Below are 12,700 nucleotides of genomic sequence, written 5' to 3'. Positions count from 1 at the left end.
ACTGTAAATGGTTAATTAGAGTAGCTCTAGACTTAGCTTCAAAATTTACACATTGGTATTTCTAAAGATGAATAAATTGATTATTTTTGTCCAATCTTAAAATTTAAATAATTTCTATGGATTCTACAGTAGCAAGTACTGGCACAGAAGGAAAAACTTGGGGAGGCGGAAATCAACCGCTTAAGGCAAGTTATGGTAAGTTGATGATGTGGTTTTTCATTGTTTCTGATGCACTGACATTTTCTGGTTTCTTAGCAGCTTATGGCTTTTCTAGATTTAAGTTTATAAAAGAATGGCCAATTGCAGACGAGGTATTTACCCACGTTCCATTTTTACATGGACAGGAATTACCAATGATCTATGTAGCATTCATGACATTTATTCTTATTATGTCTTCTGTAACTATGGTATTAGCTGTAGATGCAGGGCATCATATGAACAAAGCCAAAGTTACCTTATACATGTTCTTAACCATTATAGGTGGTGCGATATTCGTAGGGTCTCAGGCTTGGGAATGGGCAACATTTATACAAGGAGATTATGGAGCTGTACAAACTAAAGGTGGAAACATTTTACAGTTTGGCGAGTATGTTAATGTTGATGGTGAAGAGAAGTTTAAGCGTATTTCAATAGATGAATTTGCTGTGTCAATTCCAGATGTTCGTGTTGAGCATGAGCGTAGTAATGGTTTATGGTTTAGAGAAGAAGCGAGTTTGCCACCTTACACAGTCAATGAGATTTACACAGGCTTAGCTGCTAATGACAATATTTTAGTAAGAACCCAGATCATTAATGATGAGGGCGAAAAAACAGTACTTTCTAGAGAAGAATCCCTAAAACAAATAAGAGATAACGGAAAATTGGTTGTTAAAGGTGCTAATTTGCATGTTAATGAATACGGAACAGCATTGTTTGCTGATTTCTTCTTCTTTATTACTGGCTTTCACGGATTCCACGTATTTTCTGGTGTAGTGATTAACATTATTATTTTCTTTAATGTTATTCTCGGTACATACGAAAGAAGAGGAAGCTATGAAATGGTTGAAAAAGTTGGATTGTACTGGCACTTTGTCGATTTAGTTTGGGTATTTGTATTTACATTCTTCTACTTAGTTTAAAAAAGCATTTAAGATTCAGTTATGGCACACGAACATAAATTAGAAATATTTAGAGGACTTTGGAAATTTAAGTCTAACACACAAAAGATTTGGGGAGTTTTGATTTTCTTAACTTTTGTGACTGCTATAGAGGTTGTACTTGGTATTTACAAACCAGACGTCTTAATGAGCGTATGGATTAACCCTATTGAAGGTGGCTTTTTTGCAACCTTGGCAAATATCATATTGTCACCATTCGTTTATATGAAGCCCTTAAATCTAATCTTCATTCTCTTAACAATAGTAAAGGCATATTATATTACTTGGGACTTTATGCACATGAGAGATGAAACCAAAGCGTTAAGACGTATGGTGGTTTGGACAGCAGTTTTCTTAATCTGTTATTTAATCTTTATCTTATTGCAAGAAGGTGGTTATGTATTTGATGTATATAATAATGATAAAGCTATAATTAAAAGAGATTTTTAAACTCAAAATATTTACGATAACACTTAGCTTGTTAAAGTGTTAAATAACATATTAAAAGGTGGTTTTTCTAAACCACCTTTTTTATTTTTGCAGTATGGAAATAAGTAAAAGAAAACGCTATATTATTCTGAGCATTTTGTTCTTTTTACCTGTAGCGTTCATTATCATAATGTTGCTCTCTAAAGAAAACTATAATCCTTTAGATGTTGTAAAAGAAAATATTTCCGAATTACCAGCAAACAGAGATAGTATTCAATTAAAAGACCATATTACGGTATTATCCTTTTTGGGTGAAAAACCAATGAATAACTCTATTGCAGCTTTAAATTTAAAGGAGCTGGTATATGACAGAAACAAAGGTTTTAAAACCTTTCAGGTCGTTGTAATGTTACCTCATGAAGCTAAACAAGAAGCTGAGGAATTACTCACGGAAATTAAATCTTACGAAGACTTAAGGTTTTGGCACATGGTATATGCTGATGACTCTGAAATTGAAAGAGTTTTCAATAGTTTAAAATCTGATGTAAAATTGGACAACAACTTGGCTTGCAATTCAGTATTTATAGTAGATAAAGACTTAAAACAAAGAGGACGTTTAGACGATAGAACAGATAAACAGATAGAGAACGAAGAGCCAATTTATGGACTCTATGACTACGATTGTATACAAGTTGCAGAGTTAAAAAATAAAATGGCAGCAGAAGATATGCGTGTTTTGTTTAAAGAATACAGAGACAAGCGCAAAGGGGATTTTGATGAATCTAATAAGAGGCGCGAAAATGATATAAAACAAAGTGATGAGTAAGAAAACAAATTATTCTTATGTAGGTATTGCATTTGTCATTCTAATCTTTGGAATTATTTTCATTCCAAAGATTGTGGAAAGAATAACCAACGATGATATTACAAGAGATGGAATCCGAAGTAAAGATGTTTCCACTGAAGTGGGTTCAAAAAGTACCAAAAGCGATTTAGCATACCTTGAAATTAATGGTCAACCAAAAAAAGTCCCAGAATTTAGTTTTACCAATCAAGAAGGACAAACAATTACCAATGAAGATTATTTAGGTAAAGTTTATGTGGTTGAATTTTTCTTTACCACTTGCCCAACGATTTGTCCTATAATGAATCGTAATTTGGTTGAGGTTCAAAACCATTTTAAAGATTTTAAAAACTTTGGTGTGGCCTCATTTACAATCACTCCAGAGATTGATACACCAGAAGTTTTAAAAGCCTATGCCGACCATTATGGTATTACCAACCCTAACTGGCATTTATTGACAGGAGATGAAGACGCTATTTATAAATTGGCAAACGAAGGGTTTAACCTCTACACGGCCAAGGATGAAACTGTTGAGGGCGGATTTGAGCATTCAGGAAATTTTGCGTTAATAGATAAAGAAGGTTTTATACGTTCTAGAAGAGATAGTTTTGGTAACCCTTTAATTTTTTATAATGGGTTAATTCCTGAAGCTGACGGAACGGATGAGGATGGAATTCCACAAGAAATCACCATCTTAAAAGAAGATATTGCTAAACTGTTAAAAGAATAAATGTGTCACCTTGAGCACAGTCGAAAGGTCTTAGATGAAAATATATGAATTTAAATTCCAACATAGCAAAAGAAAAAAAATACAATAAATGGATCGTAATACTTTCAATAGTAATTCCATTAGTTGTAGCATTATTATTTGGTGTAAAAATAGATATGGAACTTCCTGTATTTTTACCGCCTATCTATGCAACGATTAATGCATTAACGGCTTTAGTATTGATAGTTGCATTTATTATGATAAAAAATGGAAAAATAAAACTTCATGAACGCTTAATGAAATTTGCCATAATTTTATCTGTGCTATTCTTGGTAATGTATGTTTTGTATCACATGACAAGTGATTCTACATCGTATGAAGGAGCTTACAGAGGGATTTATTTATTCATTTTAATTAGCCATATAATATTATCTGTAGCTGTTATTCCTTTTGTGCTGATTACATACGTAAGAGCCATTACCAATAATATAGAGCGTCACAAAAAGATTGCCAGAATCACTTTTCCGCTTTGGCTGTATGTAGCCGTAACAGGTGTTGTGGTTTACATTATGATTTCACCTTTTTACGCATAAGCATGAAACGCAAAGCCATCTTTTTTCTTTTTTCTTGTCTCTTTTTCCTAAAAGGGTCAGCACAATGTGCTATGTGCAGAGCTGTTTTAGAAAGTGGGGAAGATCAATCAGCGGCAGAAGGCATTAATGACGGGATTATGTTTCTTATGGCAGTGCCCTATATTTTGGTCGGTGTATTAGGCTATATAGCATATAGGACGTATAATAAATCGCTAAAGCCTAAAAATACAGAAGAAAGTGTGTAACATTTTATGAGCTTTATAGTCTTACTGTTGTCTCATAAATTTAAGATTATAAAGGCCTGTGATAATTAAATTTACTAGTTATTACAGATTTTAATCTAATAGTGTAACACTTTAGCATTTATATAGACAAATAGACATCATGAAAAAATCAACCATAATTATAGTACTTCTTTTAGGGGTTTTTGCTCAAGCGCAAAATAAAAAATGGACACTAAAGGAGTGCGTTCAATATGCTTTAGAAAATAATATCTCAGTAAAGCAAAGCGAACTGGATATAGAATTAGCAGAAATAGAAAAGCTCACTGCTAAGGGTAATTTTATTCCAAGTCTTAACTTAGGAGCTGGTGTTTCTGAGAATACGGGTTTAAGTTTCAACCCTATTACCAATAATGCACAGACAACAACATTCCTTTCTGCATCTGGAAATATTAATATAGGTTATACTTTATTTGACGGTCTTAGAAATATTAGACAACTACAACGTGCAGATATGTCTAAATTGGCAAGTCAGTATCGTTTAGATAAGATGAAAGATGACATTTCACTTTTTGTTGCTAATGGATATTTAACTGTTATTTTGAATAAAGCCAATTTAGAGGTGTTGAGATCGCAAAATGAAGTGACTCAAGAGCAGATTCAAAGAACTCAAGAGTTGGTTGATGCGGGTTCATTACCGAGAGGTGATTTGTTAGAAATACAAGCGACCAACGCTAGTGAGCAACAACAAATAATCAATGCAGAGAATAACGTACAGATATCTTTGATAAGTCTTGCACAATTACTTTTAATTAAGGATTACGAAAACTTTGATATTGAGGATGAGGGCTATAATATTGTTGATGATGGCGTTGCAAGTAGAGATGTCGAAGAAATTATTGCGGCTGCAAAAGAAAATAGATCTGAAATTAAAATAGCAGAGCAAAATGTAGATTTAGCTGAGATAGACTTAAAAATCGCTAAAGGTGCTAATTTGCCAACATTAGGTGCGTTTTTTGGATATAATACACGTTATGCAAATACACCAGGATTCATTCAGCAGATAGATCCAGATAACCCTACAGTGACACAACAAATAGGTACAGTCGAAGATACTGGGCAAGCCGTTGTCGGAACGTTTCCAAATACATTTCCGGTCGAGGTAGCCGCTGATCCGTTTGTAGATCAATTATATCAGAACGATGGTATTGGTTATGGGCTTCAACTTAATATTCCTGTTCTAAATGGGTTTAATACTAAAGCTAGTGTACAGAGAAGTAGAGTAGGTTTAGAACGTTCTAAATTTCAATTAGAACAGGCAGAGCTGGACTTAGAGTCAACTGTATATCAAGCGTATGTGGATGCCAAAGGAGCTTTAAAATCTTATGAAGCAGCACAATTAGCTTTAGAGTCTCAAGAATTAGCATACAATTACGCCAAAGAACGCTATGATGTTGGGCTAACTAACGCATTTGACTTTAGTCAATCTAAACTAAGGTACGATAATGCAAAAATTGAATTAAACAGAGCAAAATACGATTACATATTTAAATTGAAGGTTATCGAATTATATTTTGGAATTCCTGCAACTGAATTAAAATTTTAATTATGAGTAAAACAGTAAAAATTATCATCGGAATCGTCATTCTTGTACTTATCTTGCTAGTTACAGGATCTAAAATGGGATGGTTCGGAAAAAAGGGAAACTTTAAAGAAGTCACTGTTAAAGAGGTTACTACTATGGATATTGTAGAAACCGTTTCAGCTACAGGTAAGATTCAACCAGAAGTTGAGGTTAAGATATCTTCAGAAGTATCTGGTGAAATCTTAGAATTGCCATTCAAGGAAGGTCAAGAAGTGAAAAAAGGTGACTTATTAGTTAGAGTAAATCCAGATTTAATTCAATCAGCAGTAAGTAGGTCTCAAGCTTCTTATCAAAATGTAAGAGCAGGATTGGAGCAGGCAGAAGCAAACCTAAAACAAGCCAAGGCAGATTACGATAGAAGTAAAACTCTTTTTGAAAAAGGGGTGATTTCTAAAGCAGATTGGGACAGAGCCATTGCAGCTTATGAAACAGCCGAGGCTAATAAAAGTTCGGCTTATTATAGTGTGCAAAGTGCAGCAGCAACGGTAAATGAGGCTAAAGACAATTTAACCAGAACTACGATTTATGCTCCTATGAGCGGTACTATATCTATGCTCAATGTTGAGTTGGGTGAACGCGTTGTAGGTACACAACAGATGGCTGGTACCGAAATTTTACGTGTAGCCAATCTGAAAAATATGGAAGTTGAGGTAGATGTTAATGAGAATGACATTGTAAAAGTGAGTATCGGAGACTCAACGATTGTTGAAGTAGATGCTTATCTAAAAAAGGAATTTAAAGGTATTGTTACAGAAATAGCAAACTCTGCGGCTGGTAATTTAGCAGCAGACCAAGTCACAAACTTTAAAGTTAAGGTGAGAATTCTTGAGGAGTCATATAAAGACCTAACTGAAGGAAAACCAGAAACCTATTCACCTTTTAGACCAGGTATGACAGCTACAGTTGACATCATTACTAAAACACGTAAAGATGCTATAGCTGTGCCAATTAGCGCCATCGTTATAAAAACCGATACTAGTGCTACTAAGAAACCTTTTGGTAAATCACCTGAAATGGGAAATAGCGAGACACCAGTAGATGAAGAGAAATTTGAATGTGTCTTTGTCAATGATGGAGGTAAAGCGAAACTTAAAGTTGTTGAAACAGGCATACAGGATGATACCTATATTGAGATTGTTTCTGGCTTGAGTAAAGACGATAAGATTATAACAGGACCATACAATGTAGTCTCTAAAACTTTAAATCCAGGAGATTTAATTGAAGAAAAAAATAATCAAGTAAGCACTTCTGAGGACAAAGAAGAAGAGTAATTTAACAGATATCTACTAATGGCCTTAGTGCTAAACATAGAAACAGCAACTACTAATTGTTCAGTCTCTCTATCTAATGATGGAGAGACTTTAGTTTTAAAGGAAGACAAAAGTGCTGGGTATTCTCATGCCGAAACTTTACATATTTTTATAGATGAAGTTTTTAAAATAGCCAAATTAAATCCTACTGATATTGATGCCGTTGCAGTGAGTAAGGGACCGGGTTCCTATACGGGTTTGCGTATTGGCGTATCTACAGCCAAGGGTTTGTGTTTCGCTTTAGATAAGCCTTTGTTGGCTATAAATACACTAGAAGTCTTAGCAAATCAGGTAAAGATTGACAACGGATATGTTATCCCAATGTTAGATGCACGACGAATGGAAGTGTATTCAGCGGTTTATAATACCAATCTCGATTTGCAAAGAGAAATTAAAGCCGAAATTCTCACAGAAGAAAGTTATAGTGAATTACTAAATAAAGGAAAGGTTTATTTTATTGGTAACGGAGTTGAAAAAACCAAAAGCCTTATAAGCCATCCTAATGCTGTTTTTATTGAAGGTAAATTACCATCATCAAACGAAATGGCAATGCTCTCAGAATTAAAGTATAAAAAAAGCGACACTGAAGATGTCGCCTATTTTGAACCCTACTATTTAAAGGATTTTGTAGCTCTAAAAAAGAAGAGTTAACCTTGCTTCTGTATTTCTACAGTATGCGGATAAGGTATATCAATACCAGCAGCATCAAGTGCTTCTTTTGTTTGTTCAATGAGATCAAATTTTACAGCCCAATAATCTGGAGTCTTAGCCCAAACCCTAGTGAAAAAATTGATGGAACTATCCGCAAGTTCAGAAACATGAATTGCTGGAGATGGTTCTTTTAGAATTAACGGGTGTCGTTCAATAACACTCATAATTACTTCTTTAGTTTGCTTGATGCCAGAATCATAACCGACGCCAAAAGTAATATCAACACGCCTCATATCTTCAGTGGAGTAATTAATGATATTACCGTTAGATAAACTCCCGTTGGGTAAAATAACCTCTTTATTATCAGGAGTTGTTAGTTTGGTTGTAAAAATCTCAATTTCTTTTACAGTACCAGACTCACCTTGAGCTTCTATAAAATCTCCAATTTTAAAAGGTTTAAAAATCATAATTAGAACTCCTCCTGCAAAATTCCCTAAAGAACCTTGTAGTGCTAAACCTATGGCCAAACCGGCTGCAGCAATTACGGCAGCAAATGAGGCTGTCTCAATACCTACGGTACCAAGTACTATAACTACTAATACGATTTTAAACGTCCAGTTAAGTAAATTAGACAAGAACTTCTTTAAACTTTCGTCATAATTGGCTTTATTCATTGCCTTTCTAATTCCTTTTAATAATAAGCTTATTATCCAAAGACCTATAATCCAAATAAGTATAGCTGCTAATAGCTTAGGAGCGAATTCAATAATAATATTATAGCCTTCGTCAATCCATTTTTGTGTTTCCATATACGTTTAATTAATAGTTAGTTAAATAAAAAAACCCGGTAATAAAACCGAGTTATCATATAGTTTAATAAATGATTTAGTTGACTTCAAATGTCAATTTTACGTTGACTCTAAATTCAGTGACATCATTACCTTTTACAACAGCCGTCTGTTCGTTTATGTAAACAGATCGTATGTTCTTTACTGTTTTAGAAGCTTCTTTTACCGCTTTTCTTGTTGCATCCTCCCAACTTTTTTCAGAGTTTGCTAATATTTCCAATACTTTTAATACTGCCATTTTTTATGATTTTAAATTAATTTTTCTATTTAAATCAATATAAGAAAACATAAACGAAATGTCGTTAACTAATTGTTAATAGCATCAACGGTTATAGCAGCATCGTTGAGCATTTCTCTTAGCATGCTTTCAATTCCATTTTTTAAAGTAAAGGTGGAAGATGGACAACCACTACAGGCACCTTGAAGCAAAACTTCTACCTTTTTAGTGTTTTCATCATAGGACTTAAACTCTATATTACCACCGTCGCTAGCTACAGCTGGTTTAACATATTCCTCTAGAATATTTACAATATTTTTTGAAGTATCATCCAAAGCTTCAAATTTCTGCTCAATAGCCTCTTCAGTTTTATTAAGTTGCTTAGGAGCATCATCATTCAAAATGGTTTTGCCGTCCTCAACATAAGATTTTATAAACTCGCGTAATTGAAGCGTAATTTCTTCCCATTCGATAATATCAAACTTTGTAATGGAAATAAAGTTTTTTTCCATAAAAACGTTTTTTACAAACGGAAACTGAAATAATGCTGTTGCCAAAGGAGAAGGTTTTGCTTCTTCTATGGATGTAAATTCATATAAACCTGGAACTAATACTTTGTTACAAACAAATTTTAAAACACTCGGATTAGGTGTGCTTTCGGCATAAACCGTTACAGCGGCCTTGGGTTTTACTGCTTCTTCCGTGACGATAATTCCGTCGTTAGATATGTAATCTTCAATTTGTTTGGCAACTTCATCTTGTACGTCGTTCCATTCAACAATATTATATCGCTCAATAGCCACAAAATTAGAAGCTATATAGACTTTCTTTACAAAAGGTAAATAAAACAACTGTTGCGCTAATGGGGAATGCTTGGCGTCATCAATATTATTAAATTCAAAACTATTGTGATTGGTTAAAAACCGATCAGCTTCAAACTTTAATATCGCTTCGTTAGAAGTTGGAACTATGGTGATTTTTGTCTTTGGCATCTTTTTTTTTGCAAAAATATGAAATATCAAGATGAAACGTTCATCTTATATATTATGTTTTGTAACTGAATTCTTAAGTCAATTCATATAATTTGATTAAATTTCGTCCTCATTTACAGAAACGGAATTGAATATAGGTTTTAACACCTGTAAACAATACTGTTAAATGAAGCCTAACTAACTATGAAAAAGATATTTTTTGTTGCGGCCCTAATCGTTTCATTTATTGGATTATCACAAGATCTTTCAATGCAAAATGGAACATTTAACCGCTGTGCGCCAGATAGATTTTTTGATTCTGGTGGGGAATTTGGTAACTATGGTAATAACGAAAATTTTACAACAACCATTTGTCCTCAAAATGCTAATGAGTTCTTAATACTCAATTTTCTACAATTTAGTACACAACAAAATTTAGATATAATAACTATATACGATGGTGATGATACTTCATCTGCGGTATTAGGGACTTGGTCTGGTGTAAATTCACCTGGAACGGTCTCGGCTACAACAAGTAATACATCGGGTTGCTTAACAATAACATTTACAACTAATGGTTCTGGAAATACATTAGGTTGGGAAGCAGAAATATTATGTGCAACACCTTGCCAGGATATAATTGCTTCTATAGACAGTACCAATCCAGCACCTAATGGCTCGGGTGTTATTGGAATTTTACCAGGAGAATCTGTAGATTTTTCAGGAAGCGCAACGTTCTCTGATGATGGAACCAACGCTACGTATAATTGGGATTTTGGCGATGGTAATTCAGCATCTGGTACAGATGTCTCTAATACATTCGCAACCGCAGGAACTTATTCAGTTACATTAACAGTGACTGATGATAACCCTCAAGGATGTACAGGTGTAGAAACCATTACCGTTTTTGTGTTAGGGCCAAATGTTGTCGTAGAACAGGATACATTCACTCCCGAAGAATTGATTGAAGATGTGCTCGTAAATAGTCCTTGTGCTACGGTCTCAAATATTATATCATCAACAGGTGTTGATTTTAACCCTGCAGAACCAAATGGAATTGGCTATTTTTTCAGCAATGGGATTGATTTTCCTTTTGAAGATGGAATATTACTAACCAGTGGTAATGCAAGTAGAGCTAGAGGTCCAAACAATAACTTCTTAGGCGATGGAACCAATGCTTGGCCAGGAGATGCCGATTTAAATGCACAAATAGCAGGTGTAGATTCTCATAATGCTACTTTTATCCAGTTCGATTTTACTCCCTTGGCCGATAATATCAGTTTTGATTTTATCATGGCTTCAGAAGAATATGATATGGGCGGATTCGAATGTCAATTTTCTGATGCATTTGCATTTTTGTTAACTGATTCCAGTGGCGTTACAACAAACTTGGCGGTACTGCCAGGTACTACAACTCCTATTTTAGTTACTAATATTCATCCAGATAACGGTACGTGTGGTGCGGCTAACCCTCAATTTTTTGGAGAGTATATACCTAATAATGGCCCTCCGATTTCTTTTGATGGTAGAACAACTGTTTTTACAGCGCAATCAGCTGTGACACCTGGTGAAAATTATACTATTAAATTAGTTGTAGCAGACGATAGGGACAATATTTATGACACTGGTGTATTTTTAAAAGCTGGAAGTTTTGATTTAGGAGGTGATTTAGGAGAAGATATTACAATTGAAGCCGGTACTGCCGAGTGTGGCGGTAGTTCAATTACATTAGATACAAGCGTTACGACAGCAACACATACGTGGTATTTGGATGGAGTTGAGATAGCAGGGGAGACAGGCCCAACAATCGATGTGTCAGAAACAGGAACCTATTCTGTCGATATCATTTTTACTGGTGTTTGCCAAGCTTCAGATTCTATTTTTGTTGAATTTAAACCTAATCCTGAAGTTAATCCAGCTCAAAATTTGTCAATTTGCGAAACCGATGGAACAGCAGAATTTAATTTATCAGATAATGATGATGATATTTTAGGTACACAAAACCCAAGCGACTTTATTATTACTTATCACCTTACCGAACAAGATGCAATTGATAATGTCGGAGCTCTATCGACAATCTATGAAAATGTAGCTAATCCGCAAATTATATGGGCTCGTATCGCAGATAGTTCCCAAGAATGTTTTGCTACAACCTCTTTTGAATTAACAGTTAGTGGAATAACTATTAATAATTCGGTTACACCTTTACTGGTTTGTGATGACGACGGAGATGGCTTTGCTCCATTTATACTAACAGATAGAGACACTGAAGTTATTGGTGCTAACAACCCAAGCGATGTAAATGTAACATATCATCTAACTCAAACGGATGCTGAAACAGATACTTCTCCTTTACCAATACCTTATACAAATGCAACTGCTAATAGTCAAATAATATATGTTCGTTTAGATTTAATCAATAATCAAGATTGTTACAACGTCACAACCTTAGAATTAGAAGTATTAAATAACCCAGTAGCTAATACGACAACGCCATATGAGGTCTGTGATGATAATTCCGATGGATTTGCAGAATTTGATTTGAGCACAAAGGACCCTGAAGTGATAGGGCCTCAGACTAGTGTCACGGTGACCTATCATGCAACTGAAAATGACGCTATACAAGGTACAGGGGTGCTACCAACACTTTATACCAATATGATAGCGGGAAGCGAAACGATCTATGCTCGAATTGAGAACGCAGCAGGATGTTTTGATACTACGGAGTTACAGTTAATAGTAAATCCATTACCTATAACAACATCCGTAAGCTCTTACGAATTATGCGATGCCGACAACCCAGGTGATGGACAGGAGCTGTTCGACCTGACTACAAAAGATACAGAGGTTCTGAATGGTCAAGTAAATGTAACAGTGAGCTACTTTGCAAACCAGTCAGATGCCAACACAAATAGCAACGAAATAATTGGGCTTTATGCCAATATAAGTAATCCACAGGAAATTGTAGCGGTATTGACAAATACTAACACAAATTGCAGTTCACAATCGACTTTTGATTTAATAGTAAATCCCCTCCCAACCTTGGTGTCACCGACGCCACTTGAGGTATGCGACGACGGTGTGCCAGACGGATTAACAGAGATCGACCTGGGCATCAAGAACGCG

General features: G+C 34.8%; 13 protein-coding genes. 10 read left to right on the top strand and 3 right to left on the bottom strand.

Features of this window, described 5'->3' with window-relative positions; genetic code table 11:
- Window positions 1-116 precede the first annotated feature (116 nt).
- The 9 genes from F1003_RS07735 (at window position 117) to tsaB (ending at window position 7,538) form a co-directional block, all read left to right on the top strand.
- Window positions 117-1,118 carry a cytochrome c oxidase subunit 3 gene (locus tag F1003_RS07735; protein WP_155088670.1) on the top strand — a complete coding sequence of 334 codons (1,002 nt, stop codon included), beginning with the start codon at window positions 117-119 and terminating at the stop codon, window positions 1,116-1,118.
- Between the two features lie 21 nt (window positions 1,119-1,139).
- A complete protein-coding gene (locus tag F1003_RS07730; protein WP_155088669.1) occupies window positions 1,140-1,586 on the top strand; it encodes a cytochrome C oxidase subunit IV family protein in 447 nt (148 codons plus the stop codon).
- Window positions 1,587-1,680: 94 nt separating this feature from the next.
- Window positions 1,681-2,391, top strand: coding sequence for a hypothetical protein (locus F1003_RS07725; protein ID WP_155088667.1), 711 nt, complete (start codon window positions 1,681-1,683; stop codon window positions 2,389-2,391).
- On the top strand, window positions 2,384-3,139 hold the full coding sequence (locus F1003_RS07720) for an SCO family protein (RefSeq protein WP_155088665.1): 756 nt from the start codon (window positions 2,384-2,386) through the stop codon (window positions 3,137-3,139). The genes F1003_RS07725 and F1003_RS07720 overlap by 8 nt, the downstream gene beginning before the upstream one ends.
- A gap of 44 nt (window positions 3,140-3,183) precedes the next feature.
- Window positions 3,184-3,711 carry a DUF420 domain-containing protein gene (locus F1003_RS07715; protein ID WP_155088663.1) on the top strand — a complete coding sequence of 176 codons (528 nt, stop codon included), beginning with the start codon at window positions 3,184-3,186 and terminating at the stop codon, window positions 3,709-3,711.
- A gap of 2 nt (window positions 3,712-3,713) precedes the next feature.
- Window positions 3,714-3,956: a hypothetical protein gene (locus F1003_RS07710; RefSeq protein WP_155088661.1), complete on the top strand. Its 243-nt coding sequence runs from the start codon at window positions 3,714-3,716 to the stop codon at window positions 3,954-3,956.
- 139 nt (window positions 3,957-4,095) lie between these two features.
- Window positions 4,096-5,538: a TolC family protein gene (locus tag F1003_RS07705; protein ID WP_155088659.1), complete on the top strand. Its 1,443-nt coding sequence runs from the start codon at window positions 4,096-4,098 to the stop codon at window positions 5,536-5,538.
- Window positions 5,539-5,540: 2 nt separating this feature from the next.
- The gene (locus tag F1003_RS07700) at window positions 5,541-6,848 is read left to right on the top strand and encodes an efflux RND transporter periplasmic adaptor subunit (RefSeq protein WP_155088657.1); all 1,308 of its coding nucleotides are present in this window, start codon (window positions 5,541-5,543) and stop codon (window positions 6,846-6,848) included.
- 18 nt (window positions 6,849-6,866) lie between these two features.
- Complete coding sequence (gene tsaB / locus F1003_RS07695) at window positions 6,867-7,538, top strand: tRNA (adenosine(37)-N6)-threonylcarbamoyltransferase complex dimerization subunit type 1 TsaB (RefSeq protein ID WP_155088655.1); 672 nt, start codon at window positions 6,867-6,869, stop codon at window positions 7,536-7,538.
- Here tsaB and F1003_RS07690 read toward each other — a convergent pair.
- The 3 genes from F1003_RS07690 to F1003_RS07680 all read right to left on the bottom strand — a co-directional run bounded on the left by F1003_RS07690 (window position 7,535) and on the right by F1003_RS07680 (window position 9,595).
- Window positions 7,535-8,347 carry a mechanosensitive ion channel family protein gene (locus F1003_RS07690; protein ID WP_155088654.1) on the bottom strand — a complete coding sequence of 271 codons (813 nt, stop codon included), beginning with the start codon at window positions 8,345-8,347 and terminating at the stop codon, window positions 7,535-7,537. The two genes, tsaB and F1003_RS07690, sit on opposite strands and share 4 nt — an antisense overlap.
- Window positions 8,348-8,423: 76 nt before the next feature.
- Window positions 8,424-8,624, bottom strand: a complete 201-nt coding sequence (locus F1003_RS07685; RefSeq protein ID WP_155088653.1) for a dodecin family protein — start codon at window positions 8,622-8,624, stop codon at window positions 8,424-8,426.
- A 68-nt stretch (window positions 8,625-8,692) separates the two neighbouring features.
- Window positions 8,693-9,595 carry a NifU family protein gene (locus F1003_RS07680; protein ID WP_155088650.1) on the bottom strand — a complete coding sequence of 301 codons (903 nt, stop codon included), beginning with the start codon at window positions 9,593-9,595 and terminating at the stop codon, window positions 8,693-8,695.
- A 183-nt stretch (window positions 9,596-9,778) separates the two neighbouring features.
- Between F1003_RS07680 and F1003_RS07675 the strand changes: the two genes are divergently transcribed.
- On the top strand, window positions 9,779-12,700 hold a 2,922-nt coding region (locus F1003_RS07675; protein WP_235898296.1), incomplete at its 3' end, for an FIDD domain-containing protein.

Origin of the sequence: Winogradskyella ouciana (assembly GCF_009709615.1) — a bacterium.
Lineage (GTDB): Bacteria > Bacteroidota > Bacteroidia > Flavobacteriales > Flavobacteriaceae > Winogradskyella > Winogradskyella ouciana.
The sequence above is the reverse complement of the archived record's forward strand: the minus strand, read 5'-3'. Positions and strand labels throughout refer to the sequence as shown.

Bases quoted from the DNA above. Each gene is read 5' to 3' on its own strand.
- tsaB (WP_155088655.1), top strand. From the start codon at position 6,867: ATGGCCTTAGTGCTAAACATAGAAACAGCAACTACTAATTGTTCAGTC.
- F1003_RS07725 (WP_155088667.1), top strand. From the start codon at position 1,681: ATGGAAATAAGTAAAAGAAAACGCTATATTATTCTGAGCATTTTGTTC.
- F1003_RS07690 (WP_155088654.1), bottom strand. From the start codon at position 8,347: ATGGAAACACAAAAATGGATTGACGAAGGCTATAATATTATTATTGAA.
- F1003_RS07730 (WP_155088669.1), top strand. From the start codon at position 1,140: ATGGCACACGAACATAAATTAGAAATATTTAGAGGACTTTGGAAATTT.
- F1003_RS07720 (WP_155088665.1), top strand. From the start codon at position 2,384: ATGAGTAAGAAAACAAATTATTCTTATGTAGGTATTGCATTTGTCATT.
- F1003_RS07735 (WP_155088670.1), top strand. From the start codon at position 117: ATGGATTCTACAGTAGCAAGTACTGGCACAGAAGGAAAAACTTGGGGA.
- F1003_RS07685 (WP_155088653.1), bottom strand. From the start codon at position 8,624: ATGGCAGTATTAAAAGTATTGGAAATATTAGCAAACTCTGAAAAAAGT.
- F1003_RS07710 (WP_155088661.1), top strand. From the start codon at position 3,714: ATGAAACGCAAAGCCATCTTTTTTCTTTTTTCTTGTCTCTTTTTCCTA.
- F1003_RS07715 (WP_155088663.1), top strand. From the start codon at position 3,184: ATGAATTTAAATTCCAACATAGCAAAAGAAAAAAAATACAATAAATGG.
- F1003_RS07700 (WP_155088657.1), top strand. From the start codon at position 5,541: ATGAGTAAAACAGTAAAAATTATCATCGGAATCGTCATTCTTGTACTT.
- F1003_RS07680 (WP_155088650.1), bottom strand. From the start codon at position 9,595: ATGCCAAAGACAAAAATCACCATAGTTCCAACTTCTAACGAAGCGATA.
- F1003_RS07705 (WP_155088659.1), top strand. From the start codon at position 4,096: ATGAAAAAATCAACCATAATTATAGTACTTCTTTTAGGGGTTTTTGCT.